The organism is Leifsonia sp. KNZ13-11D, from assembly GCF_056754895.1.
Genome location: NZ_JBPGWU010000001.1, coordinates 1,684,645 through 1,703,647 on the forward strand (window position 1 = coordinate 1,684,645; position 19,003 = coordinate 1,703,647).

Annotated in this window: 20 protein-coding genes and 2 pseudogenes; 19 read left to right on the forward strand and 3 right to left on the reverse strand. The window is 70.2% G+C overall.

Annotation, left to right across the window (positions count from 1 at the left end):
• Nucleotides 1–20: 20 nt before the first annotated feature.
• Nucleotides 21–703 (forward strand): annotated as a pseudogene (trmD, locus tag ACR9Y5_RS08505) (tRNA (guanosine(37)-N1)-methyltransferase TrmD).
• Between the two features lie 9 nt (nucleotides 704–712).
• Here trmD and map read toward each other — a convergent pair.
• Nucleotides 713–1,477, reverse strand: coding sequence for a type I methionyl aminopeptidase (gene map / locus ACR9Y5_RS08510; RefSeq protein ID WP_481297558.1), 765 nt, complete (start codon nucleotides 1,475–1,477; stop codon nucleotides 713–715).
• 95 nt (nucleotides 1,478–1,572) lie between these two features.
• Here map and ACR9Y5_RS08515 point away from each other — a divergent pair, with 95 nt between their 5' ends.
• The 8 genes and pseudogenes from ACR9Y5_RS08515 (at nucleotide 1,573) to ACR9Y5_RS08550 (ending at nucleotide 8,591) form a co-directional block, all read left to right on the forward strand.
• Nucleotides 1,573–2,070 (forward strand): hypothetical protein, encoded by a 498-nt coding sequence (locus ACR9Y5_RS08515; protein ID WP_481297559.1) that lies wholly within the window; start codon nucleotides 1,573–1,575, stop codon nucleotides 2,068–2,070.
• Between the two features lie 200 nt (nucleotides 2,071–2,270).
• On the forward strand, nucleotides 2,271–2,618 hold the full coding sequence (gene rplS, locus ACR9Y5_RS08520) for a 50S ribosomal protein L19 (protein WP_481297560.1): 348 nt from the start codon (nucleotides 2,271–2,273) through the stop codon (nucleotides 2,616–2,618).
• 142 nt (nucleotides 2,619–2,760) lie between these two features.
• On the forward strand, nucleotides 2,761–3,423 hold the full coding sequence (locus tag ACR9Y5_RS08525; RefSeq protein ID WP_481299543.1) for a ribonuclease HII: 663 nt from the start codon (nucleotides 2,761–2,763) through the stop codon (nucleotides 3,421–3,423).
• 77 nt (nucleotides 3,424–3,500) lie between these two features.
• Nucleotides 3,501–3,825 (forward strand): annotated as a pseudogene (locus tag ACR9Y5_RS08530) (DUF2469 family protein).
• A 331-nt stretch (nucleotides 3,826–4,156) separates the two neighbouring features.
• Nucleotides 4,157–4,513, forward strand: a complete 357-nt coding sequence (locus ACR9Y5_RS08535) for a YraN family protein (RefSeq protein ID WP_481297561.1) — start codon at nucleotides 4,157–4,159, stop codon at nucleotides 4,511–4,513.
• On the forward strand, nucleotides 4,513–6,054 hold the full coding sequence (locus ACR9Y5_RS08540) for a YifB family Mg chelatase-like AAA ATPase (protein WP_481297562.1): 1,542 nt from the start codon (nucleotides 4,513–4,515) through the stop codon (nucleotides 6,052–6,054). The genes ACR9Y5_RS08535 and ACR9Y5_RS08540 overlap by 1 nt, the downstream gene beginning before the upstream one ends.
• Nucleotides 6,055–6,227: 173 nt before the next feature.
• Entirely contained in the window at nucleotides 6,228–7,523 is a 1,296-nt protein-coding gene (gene dprA / locus ACR9Y5_RS08545; protein WP_481297563.1) for a DNA-processing protein DprA, read from the forward strand.
• Nucleotides 7,524–7,661: 138 nt separating this feature from the next.
• Complete coding sequence (locus tag ACR9Y5_RS08550) at nucleotides 7,662–8,591, forward strand: tyrosine recombinase XerC (protein WP_481297564.1); 930 nt, start codon at nucleotides 7,662–7,664, stop codon at nucleotides 8,589–8,591.
• A gap of 170 nt (nucleotides 8,592–8,761) precedes the next feature.
• Here ACR9Y5_RS08550 and ACR9Y5_RS08555 read toward each other — a convergent pair whose 3' ends face one another.
• Nucleotides 8,762–9,358 (reverse strand): murein hydrolase activator EnvC family protein, encoded by a 597-nt coding sequence (locus ACR9Y5_RS08555; protein WP_481297565.1) that lies wholly within the window; start codon nucleotides 9,356–9,358, stop codon nucleotides 8,762–8,764.
• 234 nt (nucleotides 9,359–9,592) lie between these two features.
• On the opposite strand from ACR9Y5_RS08555, the gene ACR9Y5_RS08560 reads away from it, so the two are divergent.
• From ACR9Y5_RS08560 to ACR9Y5_RS08605, 10 genes are all read left to right on the forward strand, one after another.
• Entirely contained in the window at nucleotides 9,593–11,095 is a 1,503-nt protein-coding gene (locus ACR9Y5_RS08560; RefSeq protein WP_481297566.1) for a sugar porter family MFS transporter, read from the forward strand.
• A 243-nt stretch (nucleotides 11,096–11,338) separates the two neighbouring features.
• Nucleotides 11,339–12,244, forward strand: a complete 906-nt coding sequence (gene rpsB / locus ACR9Y5_RS08565; protein ID WP_481297567.1) for a 30S ribosomal protein S2 — start codon at nucleotides 11,339–11,341, stop codon at nucleotides 12,242–12,244.
• 47 nt (nucleotides 12,245–12,291) lie between these two features.
• Nucleotides 12,292–13,122 carry a translation elongation factor Ts gene (gene tsf / locus ACR9Y5_RS08570; protein ID WP_481297568.1) on the forward strand — a complete coding sequence of 277 codons (831 nt, stop codon included), beginning with the start codon at nucleotides 12,292–12,294 and terminating at the stop codon, nucleotides 13,120–13,122.
• 106 nt (nucleotides 13,123–13,228) lie between these two features.
• Nucleotides 13,229–13,957 (forward strand): UMP kinase, encoded by a 729-nt coding sequence (pyrH, locus tag ACR9Y5_RS08575; protein ID WP_481297569.1) that lies wholly within the window; start codon nucleotides 13,229–13,231, stop codon nucleotides 13,955–13,957.
• 57 nt (nucleotides 13,958–14,014) lie between these two features.
• On the forward strand, nucleotides 14,015–14,569 hold the full coding sequence (gene frr / locus ACR9Y5_RS08580; protein ID WP_481297570.1) for a ribosome recycling factor: 555 nt from the start codon (nucleotides 14,015–14,017) through the stop codon (nucleotides 14,567–14,569).
• 3 nt (nucleotides 14,570–14,572) lie between these two features.
• Complete coding sequence (locus ACR9Y5_RS08585) at nucleotides 14,573–15,562, forward strand: phosphatidate cytidylyltransferase (RefSeq protein WP_481297571.1); 990 nt, start codon at nucleotides 14,573–14,575, stop codon at nucleotides 15,560–15,562.
• Nucleotides 15,563–15,574: 12 nt separating this feature from the next.
• Nucleotides 15,575–16,120, forward strand: a complete 546-nt coding sequence (locus ACR9Y5_RS08590) for a DivIVA domain-containing protein (protein WP_481297572.1) — start codon at nucleotides 15,575–15,577, stop codon at nucleotides 16,118–16,120.
• A 54-nt stretch (nucleotides 16,121–16,174) separates the two neighbouring features.
• On the forward strand, nucleotides 16,175–16,879 hold the full coding sequence (locus ACR9Y5_RS08595; protein ID WP_481297573.1) for an aggregation-promoting factor C-terminal-like domain-containing protein: 705 nt from the start codon (nucleotides 16,175–16,177) through the stop codon (nucleotides 16,877–16,879).
• 34 nt (nucleotides 16,880–16,913) lie between these two features.
• Nucleotides 16,914–17,213 (forward strand): hypothetical protein, encoded by a 300-nt coding sequence (locus ACR9Y5_RS08600; RefSeq protein WP_481297574.1) that lies wholly within the window; start codon nucleotides 16,914–16,916, stop codon nucleotides 17,211–17,213.
• Nucleotides 17,210–17,947, forward strand: a complete 738-nt coding sequence (locus ACR9Y5_RS08605) for an alpha/beta hydrolase (RefSeq protein WP_481297575.1) — start codon at nucleotides 17,210–17,212, stop codon at nucleotides 17,945–17,947. The genes ACR9Y5_RS08600 and ACR9Y5_RS08605 overlap by 4 nt, the downstream gene beginning before the upstream one ends.
• A gap of 18 nt (nucleotides 17,948–17,965) precedes the next feature.
• Here ACR9Y5_RS08605 and ACR9Y5_RS08610 read toward each other — a convergent pair whose 3' ends face one another.
• Nucleotides 17,966–19,003 (reverse strand): AI-2E family transporter, encoded by a 1,038-nt coding sequence (locus tag ACR9Y5_RS08610; RefSeq protein WP_481297576.1) that lies wholly within the window; start codon nucleotides 19,001–19,003, stop codon nucleotides 17,966–17,968.

Genomic DNA, 19,003 nt, shown 5'->3' on the forward strand with positions numbered 1-19,003 from the left:
GCACCTCCTAGAATTCAGGGATGCGCATCGACATCGTCACGATCTTCCCGACCTTCTTCGATGTGCTCGACATCTCTCTTCTCGGCAAGGCCCGGCAGTCCGGCCTCATCGAGCTGGGCGTGCACGATCTGCGCGCCTTCACCCACGATCGGCACCGGACGGTCGACGACACGCCCTATGGAGGCGGCGCCGGCATGGTCATGAAGCCGGAGCCGTGGGGGAGGCGCTGGACGCCATCCTCGACGGCGCCGACGATCCGGTCGTCGTCTTCCCGTCGCCCGCGGGCGAGGTCTTCACCCAGCGCACGGCTCGCGAGCTCGCGCAGGAGCAGCACCTCGTGTTCGGCTGCGGCCGCTACGAGGGCATCGACCAGCGCGTCTTCGACCACGTGGCGAGCCGCGCGCGTGTGCGCTTGATCAGCATCGGCGACTACGTGCTGAACGGCGGCGAGGTGGCGACGATGGCGATGATCGAGGCGATCGGCCGGCTGATCCCGGGAGTGGTGGGCAATCCGGAGAGCCTGGTGCAGGAGTCCCACGAGGATGGTCTGCTCGAGTACCCGAGCTACACCAAGCCGGCGGTCTGGCGCGGGCTGGAGGTGCCCCCGGTGCTGCTGTCGGGCAACCACGGTGCTGTGGACGCGTGGCGGCACGATCAGCAGCTCGAGCGGACGCGCGCCGTCCGTCCCGACCTGCTGTCCTGAAGGCGTCCGCTACGGGGCGGTGAGGACGAGCGGCCCGTCCTCGGTGATCGCCACGGTGTGCTCGGAGTGCGCGCCGCGCGAGCCGTCCGCGCTGCGCAGCGTCCAGCCGTCCCGGTCGGTGTAGATCTCGTCCGTCGTCTCCAGGAACCACGGCTCGATCGCGATGACGAGTCCCGGTCGCAGGGGGTAGCCGCGTCCGGCGCGCCCGTCGTTCGAGATGTGCGGGTCCCCGTGCATCGTCCGTCCGACGCCGTGCCCGCCGAACTGCGTATTGATCGGGTACCCCTCGGCGTGCGCGACAGCGGCGATCGCGGCCGAGATGTCCCCGATCCTGCCCCCGGGCCGAGCCGCCTGGATGCCCGCCGCCAGCGCCCGGCGGGTCGTGTCGATGAGACGGAGGTCCTCGTCGCGCGGTGTGCCGACCACGAGGCTCACCGCGGAGTCGGCGACCCAGCCGTCCACCGCGGCGGCGAAGTCGAGGGTCAGCAGGTCGCCGTCCTGCAGGCGGTAGTCGTGCGGGAGACCGTGCAGCACGGCGTCGTTCACCGAGGTGCAGATGACCTTGCCGAACGGGCTCGCGCCGAAGGAGGGGTGGTAGTCGATGTAGCAGGATTCGGCGCCCCGGCGGCGGATGAGCTCGTGTGCGAGCGCGTCGAGCTCCAGCAGATTGACGCCGACGCGTGCGGCCGCGGCCGTCGCGGCCAGCACCTCCGCGACGAACGCGCCGGCCGGGCGCATCTGCTCGATCTCGGCGGGCGTCCTCAGCTCGATCACGGGATCTCCTTCCAGGTCGTACCGCTCCAGTCTCGCAGGTGTGTGTGGAGCAAACCCGCAGCCGCGGCACAGGCGCGCGCGAGTACGCTGATGCCGTGATCATCCGCAAGGCGTTCTACTGGTGGCTCTTCCCGTCCGCCGTGGTGCTCCCCGTGTGGGTGCTGATCGGCTGGGCCGCCTTCCACGAGGGCAGCGGCTGGTCGTTCCTCGGCCTGCTGGTGCTCTGCCCCATCCTCTTCATCGCGATGCTCGTCGTCGGCGGTATCGTCATGGCGCGTCGCAGCGTGCGCGAGCGCCGGGCCGTGTCCTGGTGGGATGCGGGGCTCTTCGCCCTCTGGCACCTCTCGATCATCGGTTTCGGCTTCTTCCCGCCCGGCGCCACCGGGTGGCTCGCCGTGCTCGGCGTGCTGCTCTTCCTCGCGATCTTCTGGGTCACGATCTGGGAGCTGCTCACCGAGACTCGTGCGCGGGTGCAGCAGACCTTCGCCGCCTACGAGCGGATCGCGCAGCCGCGCCCGGCCGAGAGCGCGCCGCGCGACGTGGCCGACGACGGCGAGTACATCGTCATCGAGGAGCGCCGCGACCGGGAGTGAACCGGCTGCGGAGGAGGCCGCTTTGGTAAAGCGGGCCGCCGCATGGCAGAATTGATCCTTGTGCCGCGGCCACGCTCTGCCACAGGGGAGCCAGCACTTCTCGCGACACCCACTTATCGAACCCAGACGGCCGACGCTCCGGATCGGAGCCGGCCCCGAGTCCGTTCCCGACCTGTGGCGGGTACAGAGAGCGAACAGCCATGCACATCCTCGACCAGGTCGACGCCGCGTCCCTCAAGCAGGACATCCCCGACTTCCGCGCCGGCGACACCGTCAAGGTGCACGTGAACATCATCGAGGGCAACCGCTCTCGTATCCAGGTCTTCCAGGGCGTCGTGATCGGCCGCTCCGGCGAAGGCGTCCGCGAGACCTTCACAGTCCGCAAGGTCAGCTTCCAGGTCGGCGTCGAGCGCACGTTCCCGGTCCACTCCCCGGTCATCGACAAGATCGAGGTCGTCACCCGCGGTGACGTCCGTCGCGCCAAGCTCTACTACCTGCGCGAACTGCGCGGCAAGAAGGCGAAGATCAAGGAGAAGCGCGAGAGCTGAGCGTCTCCGCGCCCCACGGCTTCACGAGCTCCCGGTCCGTTCTCGGACCGGGAGCTCTGCCGTTTCGTGGACGTCGCGGCGGGTGCGAGCGCTTATCCTGGGACGGTCGGAGAGTTCGGCGCGGAGGAGTGAAGAGCGGATGATGACCCCGGTGTCGCCGTCGCTGCGGTTCGAGAAGGCGCTCTACCGCGAGGGAGTCACCTCCATCGTCGCCGTGGACGAGGTCGGTCGCGGTGCGCTCGCCGGCCCGGTGGCGGTCGGGATGGTCGTGATCGACACCGCCGTGAAGCGCATCCCGCCCGGGCTGCGGGACTCCAAGCTGCTGCCGGAGCCCGTCCGCGAATCCCTCGACCCGCTCTGCCGCAAATGGGCGATGCACCACGCAGTCGGCCTCGCGACCGCCGCAGAGGTCGACTCCTTGGGGATCATGCGCTGCCTCGGACTCGCGGGCGCCCGCGCGCTCGCGCAGCTGGAGGAGCAGGGAGCGCTCGTCCACGAGAGCACCCTCATCCTGGACGGCAACTACGACTACCTGAACCCGGCGCTCATGCGGCCGGCCAAGGTGGTGACGCGGATCAAAGCCGACCGTGACTGCGCCTCGGTCGCCGCGGCGTCGGTCATCGCGAAAGTCCACCGCGACCGGATGATGATCGCGCACGACCTCGAGTACCCGGGATACGGCTGGGCGAGCAACAAGGGCTACTCCTCGCCCGAGCACTTCGCGGCGATCGCGGAGCTCGGGCCGAGCGCCCTGCACCGGCTGACCTGGCTCAAACAGCCCGCCCTGCTCGACCTCGGCGAGTAGGCCGACCGGCCGTCGGTGCGGCCGGGTTCGACCGCACCGGAGCGCGCGCGTCCCATCCGGCATAGACTTGACGGACGATGGATGAAGACGAGTTCGACGACTACGACCGCGAGGTCGAGTTGGCTTTGTATCGCGAGTACCGGGACGTCGTCTCGCAGTTCAAGTACGTGATCGAGACGGAGCGCCGTTTCTATCTCGCGAACGAGGTGGAGTTTCGTGCGCCGGGACACCGAGCACGACTTCTACTTCGAGCTGACGATGAACGACGTCTGGGTGTGGGACGTGTACCGGGCCGACCGGTTCGTGAAGTCCGTGCGCGTCCTGACGTTCAAGGACGTCAACATCGAGGAGCTCTCCTCCAAGGAGTTCGAGCTGCCCAAGGAACTCGCCCTCGACGAATAGCGCGGCCGAATAGCGCGGCCGAGTAGAGCGGCCGAGTGCCCGATCGTCGGAGATTCGCCGCCGATCGACGGAAATTCCCGGGTTTCCGGTCGATATCTCCATCCGCAGAGCGCTGCGTCGGAGATCTGAGGCACGTTCTCCGAAGATAGGAGGAACGACGCCTCACCTCGAGGAGCGCGGCCGACGTTCGCACTCCGGGCGTCGCCGATCCCAGCCGGTGCTCGTCTACGCCGATTCCTTCACAGGGCACGGGCTCTGCTGCTTCTCCACAGATTCGCCGCCCGCCGTCTCTCCGTTGCGCCGCCCCACGAGGCTGGACGCGGAGGTAGACATGGCACTGAAAGACGAATTGGGCAGGCGCGGCGAGCAGGTGGCCGCCGACTGGTTGCAGGAGCGCGGCTACACGCTGGTGGACCGCAACTGGCGGTGCCCGTCGGGTGAACTCGACCTGATCCTGCGGGACGGGTCGACGATGGTCTTCGCCGAGGTGAAGACGCGTTCCTCGCTCGAGTTCGGGCATCCCTTCGAGGCGATCACCGCCCGCAAGGCGGCTCGGCTCCGACGACTCGCTGCGGCCTGGTGCCGAGAACGCGAACCCGGGTCCAGCGGGGTGCGCATCGACGCGGTCGCGGTCACCGACGCGTGGAGCGAGTGCCCGGTGGTCGAGCACCTGACCGGGATCGCCTGATGGCACTCGCGCGCACGTTCGCGATCGCGCTCGACGGAGTCCGCGGCCACGTCGTCGAGGTGGAAGCCGACATCTCGGCGGGATTGCCGTCGTTCGTGCTGATCGGGCTTCCGGACACCGCCCTCGGCGAATCCCGTAAGCGCGTGGGCGCCGCGGCCGTCAACGCCGGGTGCCCGCTGACGCAGAAGAAGCTCACCGTGAACCTGTCGCCCGCGGCGCTGCCGAAGCAGGGCTTCGGCTTCGACCTGGCGATCGCGATCGCCGCGCTCGCTGCGGCAGGCGCGGTCCCTGGCGGCGCGGCAGCGAGCGCCGTGCATCTCGGAGAACTCGGCCTCGACGGCCGCGTCCGTCCGGTCCCCGGCATCCTTCCCGCCGTGCTCGCCGCCCGGGATGCGGGCTTCGCCACCGTGCTGGTGCCCGCGGGCAACCTCGACGAGGCGCGTCTGGTCGACGGCGTGGAGGTGGTCGGTGTCGCGAGCCTGAGGGCCGCGGCGATCCGGCACGGAGCCGACCTCGACCCGGTGGACGAGGAACCGGTGGCCGCGAAGGCTCCCGCCGTGACGGAGGCGCTCGAGCCCGATATGGCCGAGGTGGCCGGCAACGACGAGGCGGTGGAGGCGCTGGTCGCCGCCGCGGCAGGCGGCCATCACCTGTCGATGGTGGGGCCGCCGGGAGCGGGGAAGACCATGCTCGCGAAACGCCTGCCCTCGCTGCTGCCCGACCTCTCGGACGACGCGGCGCTGGAGGCGACCTGCATCCGATCCCTGGCCGGTCCCGGAGCGGCGGGGCGGCTCGTTCGCCGTCCGCCGTTCGAGGCGCCCCATCACACGGCGTCGGCGGTTGCACTGGTGGGCGGCGGGAGCGGCCGGATCACGCCGGGCGCGATCGTCCGGGCCACCCACGGGGTGCTGTTCCTCGACGAGGCGGCCGAGTTCCCGCCCTCGGTGCTCGACGCGCTGCGTCAGCCGCTCGAGAACGGCAGCATCACCATCCACCGGGCGAGCGGCGCGGCGTCCTTTCCGGCGCGGTTCCAGCTCGTCCTGGCGTCGAACCCGTGCCCGTGCGGGCATTACGGATCGTCGGATGCCGAGTGCACGTGTTCGCCGATGGCCCGCCGTCGCTACCTCGCACGGCTGTCCGGTCCGCTGCTCGATCGCGTCGACATCCGGCTCACGGTCCGCACGATGGGGCTGGCAGCGCTGCGGTCGGCGTCCGACGCGCGAGCGACCGGGCGGACGAGTGCCGAGCTGCGAAGACGCGTCGAGTCCGCGCGGGCACGCGCCGCCGAACGGCTGCGCGGGACGGAGTGGTCGCGGAACGCCGAGGTGGCGGGCAGCTGGCTGCGTGCCGGACAGCGCCGGCTCGGCGTCACCGCCATCGCGCCGCTCGACCGCGCCCTGGAACGGGGCGCGATCACGATGCGCGGGTACGACCGAACCCTACGCCTGGCGTGGACGCTGGCCGACCTGGATGCGGCGTCATCGCCCGACGTCGACCACGTCGGGCGGGCGCTCTTCCTGCGACGGGGGATCGGCGCATGAGCGGCGGGTGCGAGGAGTGCGCGGTGGCGGAGCACGTGCACGCAGGTGCTCCGGAAACTCCGCGGGCAGCCGCCCCCGGCGCGGCGTCGGCGGCGCATGCGTCGGCAAAGGCGGTTCGCCGCGACGCCTGGTCCGGCATCCCTGGGATCGGAACCTCGGAGCTCGCGCGCCTGGTGGGTTCCGTGCAAGGCGGACCGGACGCGGACGACGAAGGGCTCGATAGCGGTGCCCTGGTCGAGCGGTTCGCCCGTGCGGCGCTGAGCACGGCGATCGAGCCCGGCGACCTCGACGCGGGACGGGCGATCGACGCGATCGGTGCCCTCGGGCTGCTCCGGGCGATCGTCGACCGGGACGAGGCTCGCACGCTGCTCGACCGAATGCACGGCTCGGGTGCTGCGTCAGTCGGGGGAGGAGCAGAAGACGCCTGGAATGTTCCGTTCGCCGGGGGGCGCGCGTCAGGTGCGACGAGGCTCGACGCTCTCGAACGGCGGATGGCGGAGTCGCTGGAGCGCTGGCGTCCGCGGCTGTCCCTCGACGAAGCCCGGCGGGCGCTGGAGCGCGCACAGCACATCGGTGCTCGACTGGTCACGCCCGGCTCGCCGCTCTGGCCGGACGGCTTCGACGCGCTCGACGACGGACCGCCCATCGCCGTCTGGGTGCGAGGCGACCCCCGGCGGCTGCGGACGCTCGACCGGTCGATCGCCCTGGTGGGCGCTCGCGCCTCCACCCAGTACGGAGAGCATGTCGCCATGGAGAGCGCGTCCGGACTCGCCGACCGCGGGTTCGCCGTCGTCTCGGGCGGCGCCTACGGGATCGACGCCGCCGCGCACCGGGCGGCGCTTCTCAGCGGAGGTGTCACGGTCGCCTTTCTCGCCGGCGGGGCCGATCGGCTCTACCCCGCCGGCAACAGCGAGCTGCTGCGCCGAATCGCAGCGGAGGGACTGCTGATCGCCGAGCTGCCCCCCGGCTCGGCCCCCACCCGCTGGCGGTTCCTGATGCGCAACAGGTTGATCGCCGCCGCAGCCGGGGCGACCGTCGTCGTCGAGGCGGGGCACCGTTCGGGGTCGTTGAACACGGCCGGTCACGCCGCTCAGATGGGAAGGCCGCTCGGAGCTGTTCCGGGCAGCATCCTCTCGCCCGCGTCGGCGGGATGCCACCGGCTGATCCGCGAGTACGCCGCGACCTGCGTGACGACGGTGGAGGAGATGGCCGAACTGACGGACCCACTGGGCACGGGCCTCGACGACCCGGTGGCCGGCCCGTCCGCGGTCGACGATGCATCCGACGGTCAGGAGGGAGCGATCGTCGCGCACCTGTCGCGGACGCGTTGCGCTTCGGCCGACGAGATCGCTGCGCGGGCGTCCCTTCCGTTCACCACGGTTGCCGCGGTCCTCGGCCGCCTGGACCTCGCCGGGCGAGCCCGGGAGAGCGCCGGTGGCTGGATGCTGGTGGGGGAGAGGCGCGGGTGAGGGCGTCGGGGTGCGGGCCGATGAAGGGTCGCGGGTCGGTCGTGAGGCCGTGGAGAGTGTCGAGCGCGTCTGCACCCGGCGGGTCACCGCCCGCGCGTCGCTACCCTGCACCGCGGACGGGAGGGCGAAGCTTGAACGGTGAACCTGTTCGACGCGATCGACGCCTACGAGCGCCACCTCCGGGTGGAGCGCGGCTACTCGCCTCAGACGGTCCGGGCCTATCGCGCCGACCTGACGGCGCTCGCCGGGTTCGCCGGGACGCGGGGCGTCTCCTCGCCGGACGGCCTCACGCTCGACCTCTACCGCGACTGGCTCTGGGAGGGGTCGCAGCGCGGACTGGCCAAGGCGACGCTCGCGCGGCGGTCGGCATCCGCGCGGGGCTTCAGCGCGTGGTTGGCGCGGTTGGGGGGCGATGCCGGGACGACCGAGAGCCCCGCGGGAGCGGACGCCGCGGCGCGGTTGCGGGCGCCGAAAGCGGACAAGACGCTTCCCCGGGTGATCACACGGGAACAGATGGACGGCATCCTCGAACAGCTGGCGGCACGGGCGGACGACGGTGAACCCGGCGCCGTTCGCGACGTCGCCGTGATCGAGCTGCTGTACGCGGCGGGGATCCGCGTGTCCGAGCTGACTGGTCTCGACGTCGACGACGTCGACCTCGAACGGCTGACGCTCCGCGTGGTCGGCAAGGGGTCCAAGGAACGGGTGGTGCCCTTCGGGGTGCCGGCGCTGCGCGCGGTGCGGGCATGGCTCGACGGCGGCCGGCCGCGCCTCGCCGCGCCGGGGTCGGGGCCGGCCCTCTTCCTCGGCAGTCGAGGCTCCCGGCTCGGCAGCCGTGCCGTCTACCAGCTCGTCGCCGGGCTGCTGGCGGACGTACCCGGCAGGGGGCCGTCCGGTCCCCACGCGCTCCGGCACACGGCGGCGACCCACCTGCTGGACGGGGGAGCAGACCTCCGTGCGGTCCAAGAACTCCTCGGCCACGCCAGCCTCGGCACCACCCAGATCTACACGCACGTCTCCACCGAGCGCCTCAAAGAGGCCTACCGCATCGCCCACCCGCGCGCCTGACCACGCTCCCGCGCGCCTGACCACGCTCCCGCGCGCCTGTCCACGCTCCGGCGAGCCTGACCACGCTCCCGCGCGCCTGACCACGCTCCCGTGCGCCTGACCGCCCACCGCGGCGCCTTACCGGCCGGCCCGGGGGTCCGACCACTCACCCGCCCGCGACCACCCGCCGCTCACGGTCCTCCGAGCGGGAGCAGGACGGCGGGCGGAACCCGGGCGAAGAAGAGCAGCGGCGACACGTAGTCGCCGTCCACCCGGACACCGACGTGAAGACACGAGTCGGCACAGTGACCACCCGCCGTCACCCTCCCGACGATCGCACCGCGGGCGACCGTGGTGCCCGCGGCGAGCTCGGAGGCGACGGGCTCGTAGCTGGACAGCACGCCGCCGCCATGGTCCAGCGTCAGCACTGGGCGGTCCACCACGACACCGGAGAACCGCACCACAGCGTCGGCCGGCGCCGTCACCACGACGCCCGCCGACGCTTCCAGGTCGATGCCCCGGTGCCCGGCCGCGTACCGCGAGGCCGGCGCGGCATACGGGCCGGTCACCGCGTGCTCGACGAGCGGCCAGGACCACGCGGCGCCGACGCGCCCCGAGGCACGGCCGGCACCCACGACAGCGTCCGCCGCACCTGCCGCACGATCGACGCCCCCGAGAAGGAGCGCCACCACCACACAACCCAGAGCACCCATCCGCCGCCGCACGCTCGCCCGTCGGCAACGGGCCTGGTCGCCCACCGCATCCCTCTTCCACTCACCGTTCGACATCGCCCCTCCGCGTTCGCGCCGGGCATCTCCCGGCCACCCCGACTCTCCCGGCCCGCGGCGCCCAGGAGCGACGCGCGGACCAGATCTGTGGACAACGCGCACATGCGTGCAGGTGTGGCCGCACGAGACGCCGACGGTTCTGCGCGGGCGATTCGGGGCGTACCGTGAGTTCCGCCCTCGCGCCCTCCCCGGACGGCGCGGACAGCGAGGCCACGACAACCGAAAAGGGATGACATGTCTGAACAACGAAGGAACGCAGGCACCACGAGCGACGAGAACGTGCCGCAGCCCACCGCGAAGATGCGGCGGAGGGTCACCGGTCTGGCCATCGCGGCCGCGGTCGGCGGGTTCCTCTTCGGTTTCGACTCCTCGGTGATCAACGGCGCCGTCGACTCCATCCAGCACAACTTCGCACTCAACGCCTTCATCACCGGCTTCATCGTCGCCATCGCGCTGCTCGGCTGCGCCGTCGGCGCCTTCATCGCGGGCCGGCTCGCCGACCGTTGGGGACGGCTCAAGGTGATGCTGCTGGGCGCCGTCCTCTTCCTCGCCAGCTCGATCGGTGCAGGACTCGCGTTCTCCGCCTGGGATCTGGGCTTCTGGCGGGTGATCGGCGGTCTCGGCATCGGCATCGCCTCCGTCGTGGCCCCGGCGTACATCGCCGAGATCTCGCCGCGCCAGTCGCGAGGCCGCCTGGCGTCGCTGCAGCAGCTCGCCATCACCATCGGCATCTTCGTCGCGCTGCTCTCCGACGCACTGCTCGCCGGCATCGCGGGGTCCGCGTCCAAGGAGCTGTGGCTCGGCCTCGAGGCGTGGCGGTGGATGTTCCTGGTCGGCGTCATCCCGTCGGTCGTCTACGGCGTCCTCGCCCTGACGCTGCCCGAGTCGCCCCGCTACCTGCTGGCGAACGGCCGCCGCGACGAAGCCCGGGCGATCTTCGCGACGCTCGTCCCCGAAGGGGACCTCGACCGTCAGATCGGCGACATCGAGAACGCCATCAAGGAGGACCGCGAAGGCGCGAAGGCGACGCTCGCAGGCAACCGCTTCGGCCTCAAACCGATCGTCTGGATCGGCATCATCCTGTCGGTGTTCCAGCAGTTCGTCGGCATCAACGTGATCTTCTACTACTCGACCACCCTCTGGCAGGCTGTCGGATTCACCGAGAAGAACTCGCTGCTCATCACGGTCATCACCTCGGTCACGAACGTCGTCGTGACCATCGTCGCGATCCTTCTGGTCGATCGGGTGGGCCGTCGGCCGATCCTGCTCACGGGCTCCGTCGGAATGGCGCTGTCGCTCGGGGTGATGGCGCTGGCGTTCACCTTCGCGGTCAAGCACGACGGCGCCGTCAGCCTGCCGAACCCGTGGGGTCCGATCGCCCTTGTCGCCGCGAACATCTTCGTGGTGTGCTTCGGCGCCTCCTGGGGTCCGCTCGTCTGGGTTCTCCTCGGCGAGATCTTCCCGAGCCGGATCCGCGGCAAGGCCCTGGGCGTCGCGGCCGCGGCGCAGTGGATCGCCAACTTCCTGGTGACCATCTCGTTCCCGCCGATGGCCGACTTCTCGCTGCCGTTCACGTACGGTATGTACGCCCTCTTCGCCGCCCTGTCGTTCTTCTTCGTCTTCTTCAAGATCCCGGAGACGAACGGCATGGCGCTCGAGCAGGCGGAGACCCTGTTCAAGAACGCGGGAGGCCGCGGCCGCGGCGTCCAGGTGCGCTCCACCGGAGACTCCGCCTAGTCCCGGTTGCTGCTAGACTCTTTGGAGCACTCCGCTCGTCGGGGTGACTACGCGTGCCCGCAATCCTGAGCAGGAACCAACCCTGCACCGGACGCTCTCGCAGAGGGCGGCACGCGCATCCACTGGTCTCCCATCTCCCTCCACGGCAGCGCCGCGCGAGCGGGACGGGTGCGGATGCGCGCGGGGCACCAGGAGTGGCGGCCGCCGGCCGTCGCAGACAACCGCAACCAAAGGAGAACGGCAATGGCCGTCGTCACCATGCGCCAGCTGCTCGACAGCGGCGTCCACTTCGGACACCAGACCCGTCGCTGGAACCCGAAGATGAAGCGCTTCATCCTCACCGAGCGCTCGGGCAGCTACATCATCGACCTGCAGCAGTCGCTCGCGTACATCGACAAGACGTACGACTTCGTCCGCGAGACCGTCGCCCACGGCGGCACCATCCTCTTCGTCGGCACCAAGAAGCAGGCCCAGCAGGCGATCGCCGAGCAGGCGACCCGCGTCGGCCAGCCCTACGTGAACCAGCGCTGGCTGGGTGGTCTGCTGACCAACTTCCAGACCGTGTCCAAGCGCCTCGCCCGCATGAAGGAGCTCGAGGAGCTCGACTTCGAGGGCACCACCAGTGGCTTCACCAAGAAGGAGCTGCTGATCAAGAAGCGCGAGCTGGACAAGCTCCACAAGTCGCTGGGCGGCATCCGCAACCTGTCGAAGACCCCGAGCGCGCTCTGGGTGGTCGACACCAAGAAGGAGCACCTCGCGATCGACGAGGCCAAGAAGCTGGGCATCCCGGTCATCGGCATCCTCGACACGAACTGCGACCCCGACGAGGTCCAGTACCCGATCCCGGGCAACGACGACGCGATCCGCTCCGTCACGCTGCTGACCCGTATCGTGGCCGACGCGGCCGCCGAGGGCCTGATCCAGCGTCACCAGAAGCCCGAGGAGGGCGCCGAGCCGGCCGAGCCGCTCGCCGAGTGGGAGCAGGAGCTGCTGCAGACCTCGTCCGACGAGGTCCAGTCCAGCGCCGAGACCACCAAGGCCGCTGACGCCGACCTGGCCGACGCCAAGGCCGACTCGGCCGAGGTCGTCGCCGAGGGCGAGTCCGACGCGGAGGCCGCGGAGGCCGCCGCGACGACCGAGTCCGAGTAATCCTCCCCACCAGAAGTCTTCGAGAAGAAGAAGGTTCCAGTCAGAACATGGCAAACATCAGCATCGCCGACATCAAGGCTCTGCGTGAGCAGCTCGGCACCGGCATGGTCGACACCAAGAAGGCGCTCGAGGAGGCCGATGGCGACATCGAGAAGGCCACCGAGATCCTGCGCCTGAAGGGTGCGAAGGGCAACGCCAAGCGCGCCGACCGCTCCACCAGCGAGGGCCTCGTCGCCGCCAAGGAGAACGGCAACGGCACCGCCACGATGATCGAGCTCGCGTGCGAGACCGACTTCGTGGCGAAGGGCGACAAGTTCATCGCCCTCGCCGAGAAGGTGCTCGACGCGGCCGCTGCGGCCGGCGCGACCACCGTCGAGGAGGCCCTCGCGGCCCCCGCCGGCAGCCAGACCGTCGCCGAGCTCATCGGTGACGAGGCCGCCATCCTCGGCGAGAAGGTCGAGCTCCGCCGCATCGCCGTCGTGAACGGCGAGAACTTCGCGATCTACCTGCACAAGACCTCCAAGGACCTGCCCCCGCAGGTCGGTGTCGTGCTCGGCTACGCCGGCGACGACGCGGAGACCGCCCGCAGCATCGCGCAGCACATCTCGTTCGCGAACCCGACCTACCTCGACCGCTCGGACGTCCCGGCCGACGAGGTCGAGAACGAGCGTCGCATCGTCGAGGAGATCTCGCGCAACGAGGGGAAGCCCGAGGCCGCGCTCCCGAAGATCATCGAGGGTCGCCTCGGCGCCTACTTCAAGCAGGTCGCCCTGCTCGAGCAGGAGTACGCCCGCGACAACAAGCTGACCATCAGCCAGGTGCTGAAGGATGCGGGTCTCACCGTGTCCGGCTTCGCCCGGTTCAAGGTCGGCGCGTAGCAGACCATGAAGGAGTCCGGATCGTGACAACGATCCGGACTCCTTTTCTGTGCGCGGCACCCACTAGCTTCAACCAGAACCACAGACGGAAGGACGTTGATCACGCATGTCGGCAGCCACTCAGAGACATCCTTCACAGCGGCGCAGAGTCCTTCTGAAGCTCTCCGGCGAGGCCTTCGGCGGCGGCCAGCTGGGAGTCAACCCGGACATCGTCAGCAGCATCGCGCGTGAGATCGCGCAGGCCGCGGAGGACGTCGAGATCGCGATCGTCGTCGGCGGCGGCAACTTCTTCCGCGGCGCCGAGCTGTCGCAGCGCGGCATGGACCGCGGCCGGGCCGACTACATGGGCATGCTCGGGACGGTCATGAACTCGCTCGCGCTGCAGGACTTCCTGGAGCAGGCGGGCGCCGAGACGCGCGTCCAGTCGGCGATCTCGATGACCCAGGTGGCGGAGCCGTACATCCCGCGCCGGGCGGAGCGGCACCTCGAGAAGGGCCGCGTCGTCATCTTCGGCGCCGGCGCCGGCCTGCCGTACTTCTCCACCGACACCGTGGCCGCCCAGCGGGCGCTGGAGATCAGCGCGGATGTCGTGCTGGTCGCGAAGAACGGCGTCGACGGTATGTACGACGACGACCCGCGCACGAACCCGGACGCGAGGAAGATCGACCAGATCAGCCATCAGGAGGCGCTGCAGCAGAACCTCAAGGCGGTCGACTCGACGGCGCTCAGCCTGTGCATGGACAACGGGATGCCGATGCGCATCTTCGGGATCGAGCCGGCCGGCAACGTGACGGCTGCCCTCCTCGGCGCGGAGATCGGGACACTGCTCGGCTGACGCCGGGTGGCCGCGCAATAGACTAGAGACCGACCCACCTACGTATAAGGAGACACCGTGATCGCGGATGTGATTTCCGATGCCCGCCAGCGCATGAGCAAGACTGTGGACGCGGCGAGGGACGACTTCGGCACGGTGAGCGCGGGGCGCGCCAACCCCGCTCTGTTCCAGAAGGTGCTGGTCGACTACTACGGGTCTCCGACCCCGCTGGCCCAGCTGGCCGGCCTCCAGAACCCCGAGGCCCGCGTCCTGCTGGTCACGCCGTACGACAAGTCGGCGCTCAAGGACATCGAGAAGGCCATCGTCAACATGCCGAACCTGTCGGCCAACGTCGGAAACGACGGCGAGATCGTGCGCGTCACGCTCCCGGAGCTCACCGAGGACCGCCGCAAGGAGTTCGTCAAGATCGTCCGCAGCAAGGGCGAGGACGCCAAGGTCGCGCTCCGCAACATCCGCCGCAAGGCCAAGGACGACCTCGACGCGCTCAAGGGCGAGGTCGGGGACGACGAGGTGGCGCGCGGCGAGAAGGAGCTCGAGTCGCTGACCCGCACGCACGTGGACGCGGTCGACGAGGCTCTGAAGCGCAAGGAAGCCGAGCTGCTCGAGGTCTAGCCGATGAGCGACGACAGCAGTCCCGGCTCGCCGGACCCGGTCCCGCGCGGGAAGGCGCGATCCCGGGAGGAGTTCCGGGCGCAGGTGCAGGCCACCCGCGCCGACTTCGAGCGCCAGGTGCAGGCCCGAAAAGCGCAGCTCGACGCGACCCAGGAGCGGATCGCGGAGCGCACCGGCCGCAACCTGATCCTGGCGATCGTCATCGGCCTGGGCGTGGGCGCGCTCGTCCTCGTCAGCCTGATCTTCATCAAGGAGCTGTTCCTGGTGTTCGGTGTGGCGATGGCCGGCTTCGCCAGCTTCGAACTGGTTCAGGCATTCCGTGTCTCCGGGCGCCGCGTGCCGCGCATCCCCTCGATCGTGGCGGCTGCCGGCATCGTCCCGGTCTCGTTCTTCCTCCACTCGTGGGGCCAGCTGGTGTCGCTGTCCGCGGGCATCATGCTGGTCGTCGTCTGGCGGTTGATCGAGGAGGCCGCTGTCCCCGCCGCGCGACGGGGGTCGGCCGCACTCGGACGTGACCTGCTCTGGTCGGTGTTCGTGCAGCTCTACATCACCCTGCTCGCCAGCTTCGTGATCCTGCTGCTGGCGGAGTCCGGCGGCGAATGGTGGGTGCTGGCCTTCCTGATCCTGGTGGTGTCGGTCGACACGGGCGCCTACGTCAGCGGTCTCTCATGGGGCAAGCACCCGATGGCGCCCACGATCAGCCCGAAGAAGACGTGGGAGGGATTCGCCGGAGCGGCCGCGGCCGCCATCCTCGCCGGCATCCTGCTCTCGGTCTTCATGCTCGGGGAGCCCTGGTGGTTCGGCGTGGTGTTCGGCGTCGTGCTGCTCCTGACGGCGACCGCCGGCGACCTCGCCGAATCCCTGATCAAGCGGGATCTCGGCATCAAGGACATGAGCTCGTGGCTCCCGGGGCACGGCGGGTTCCTCGACCGGCTCGACTCGATCCTCCCGTCCGCAGCGGCCACCTACGTCCTGTTCCTCGTCTTCCGATGACAGAATGGGGGAGTGAGCACCTTCCCCCGCACCCCCAAGTCGAAGCCGGGGTACGACGTCGAGCAGGTGGACGAGTTCCTCGCGACCGCGCGCCGTGCCTACGACGGCGATGCGTCGGCGCCGGACCTGACCGCGGCTGACATCCGGCACACCGCCTTCGCGATGACGAAGGGCGGCTACTCCACGACCCACGTGGATGCGGCGCTCGAGCGGCTCGAGGACGCGTTCTCGGCGCGTGAGCGCGAGGCGGCGCGAGCGCGCCAGGGCGACGCCGCGTGGTTCGAGGAGGCGCGCACGACCGCGCAGGTCGTCCTCAACCGGCTCGACCGGCCCCTCGGGCGCCGTTTCGACCGGGTGAGCCTGCTCACGCTGGGGTACAACCGCAACGACGTCGACCGTTTCGCCAACCGGCTGGTGCGCTATTTCCAGGACGGGCGGCCGATGAGCGTCGAGGAGGTGCGCACCGTGACATTCCGCGAGCAGCGGGGCGGATACCGCGAGGTGCAGGTCGATCTGCTGCTCGACAGCGTGACCGACGTGATGCTGGCGGTTCGCTGAGTGCGGGGGCGGAATCTTGGGTTTTCCGCCGATCTCCGTTATCGTTCTGTGATCGTGGGTAGACGAGAAGCAGCAGCAGCAGAGATCGTGCCGCTGACTCCGGCCAACCCGGTCGGCGTCGCATTCAAGCGGTCCCGCCGTCCGCACATCCGGTCGCGAGCAGCCGTGTGGGGTTTCGCGTTCAGCGCGGCCGTCGGTTTCGCGCTCGTGAACGTGGTCGATCCCTTCTCCGGGGCGACGACGACGCCGGCCTATGCGGAGTCGCTGCAACAGATCCCCACGACCGAGCGCTACGACGGTGCTCCCGCCCAGAACCTCACGGCACCGGATTCCGCGGCCCTCACCATCGTCCGCGACGCGGTGACGGTGAAGGAGAAGCCGAAGCCCGCTCCGACGCCGACCCCGGCGCCCACGGCGTCCAAGAAGTCGTCCAGCGGCGGCGGCGCGCCGTCGGCGCCCATCCCGTCGCCGGGCACCGCCCAGGCGATCGCCTATCAGATGGTGCACGAGCGCGGCTGGGGCGACGACCAGTACGGATGCCTGGTCCAGCTGTGGAACCACGAGTCCGGCTGGCGTGTCAACGCCTCCAACCCGAGCGGCGCGTACGGGATCCCGCAGGCGCTCCCGGGCAGCAAGATGGGGCCGGGCTGGCAGACCGACGCGTCGGTGCAGATCTCGTGGGGCCTCGGCTACGTGTCCGGCCGCTACGGAACCCCCTGCGGCGCGTGGGGCGTCTGGCAGTCCCAGGGCTGGTACTGACCGCACTCCGGGCCGCCCCGCTTAGACTTGTGGCATGCCGCGCTCCAACCGTCCCCGAGGCCGCTCCGGCGGCCGGCCGGCGGAGGAGCCGGACAGCCTGGAGCGTCTGCTCTCCGGCTGGCGGCGGACGGAGACGCGCCGCGGCGTGACCTGGAACGTGCAGCCGGTGTCGGCCGCACAGGCCCAGAAGACGTACGTCTGCCCCGGCTGCGGCCGTGACATCCCGCCGGGGACGTCGCACCTTGTCGCCTGGCGCGCCGACGGCGTGCTCGGCGACGCCGCCGACCTGGCCGCACGACGGCACTGGCACGAGTCCTGCTGGAGGATCGCATGACGAGCGAGGGTACGACCATCGAGATCCGGGGCGGTGTCGAGCTCCCCGCCCGTCGCGAGGACGTCGAGTTCCGGACGCAGGACGGGCTCACACTGGTCGGCGAGCTGGCCACCCCGCTCGACCGTGCGCCGGTGGCGACCCTGGTGACGCTGCACCCGCTGCCCACCGCGGGCGGCTTCATGGATTCGCACATCCTGCGCAAGGCGGCTGCCCGCCTGCCCGCTCTCGCCGGGATCGCCGTGCTGCGGTTCAACACCCGGGGCACCGCGTCGCCGCGCGGACGGAGCGAGGGGTCGTTCGGCGACGGAGTGGGGGAGCGCTACGACCTGGAGGCGGCGATGGCCTTCGTCGGCGACCGCGGCCTGCCGCACCCGTGGCTCGTGGGCTGGTCGTTCGGCACGGAGCTGGCCCTGATGTACGGCCGCTCGTGCCCGGTCGACGGCGTCATCCTGCTCTCGCCGCCTCTCCACCGCGCCAAGCCGGAGCACCTGGAGGCCTGGGCGGGCGACGAACGACCGGTGGTGGCGCTCATCCCGGAGCACGACGACTTCCTCCGGCCGTCCGCGGCGGCGGAGAAGTTCGCCCCGCTGCCGCAGATCGAGCTGGTGACCGTCGAGGGCGGCAAGCACCTCTGGGTGGGGGAGAACCAGACCCGGCGCGTGCTCACGGAGATCGTGCAGCGCGTGAACCCGTCGGCGCTCCCGCTGCCGACGGAGTGGCCCGCGGGGGCTTAGCCAGCCGCTGAGCGCCTCTCAGAGCTCGTTCTGGCGCGGGATGACGACCTGCTTGACGATGAGCAGGATGGCCGCGGCGAACGGGATGGCGACCAGCGCGCCCAGGATGCCGAGCAGCGTGCCGCCGGCGAGAGCGGCGACGACCACGAGAGCCCCCGGGACGGACACGGCCCGGTTCATGATGCGCGGGCTGAGCACGTACGCCTCCACCTGCATGTAGATCAGGTAGTAGATGGCGGCGGCGATGGCCGTCGGCGGTCCGGAGAGGAAGCAGACCGCGACGATGATCACCGAGCCGGTGATCGTGCCGACGAGCGGGATCAGTGAGAAGAAGAAGGCGATCGATGCGAGCAGGATCGGGAACTTCGCCCCGATCACCGTCAGGAAGATCGCGCTGAGGACGCCGTTGACGAGGGCGAGGGACACCTGACCCATGACGTACTTGCCGACCGAGTCGGTGATCTGGTCGCCCAGGTCCGCGAACCGCGCACGGCGTGAGGCAGGGACGAGCTGGTAGGCGGAGCGCTTGATGCTGGGGAGGGACGCCGTGAAGTAGATCGTCAGGATGACGACGATGATCACGCCGAACGCGCCCTGGATGATGCCGACACCGGTCTGCAGCACCTTCGACGTGATGTCGGGGAGGTTCTTCTGCAGCCACTGGGTGACGGCGTCGATGTTCTGCTGGTTGATGATCGACGGGAACTGGTGCTGCAGGCTGAGGAACCACTTCTCGGCGGCGCCGCTGTTCACCCAGGAGATCGTGTTCTGCACGAGCTGCGAGGCCTGGTCGACCGCGATCGGCACGATCGCCCAGATCAGTCCGATGAAGGCGCCGATGATCACGACGAGCGCGACCACCAGGGCCAGCCAGCGCGGGAACCGGCGCCGCTCGAGGAACGAGATGAGGGGTTCGATGCCGAGGGCCAGGAACAGCGCGGCGCCGATGTAGGTGATGATCGTCGCCAGGCTGGTGACGGCGCTGAGGATGAGGATCCCGAGCCCGACGCCCAGGGTGCCGATGAGACCGAGGCGGAACGGATTCTGGATCTTCAC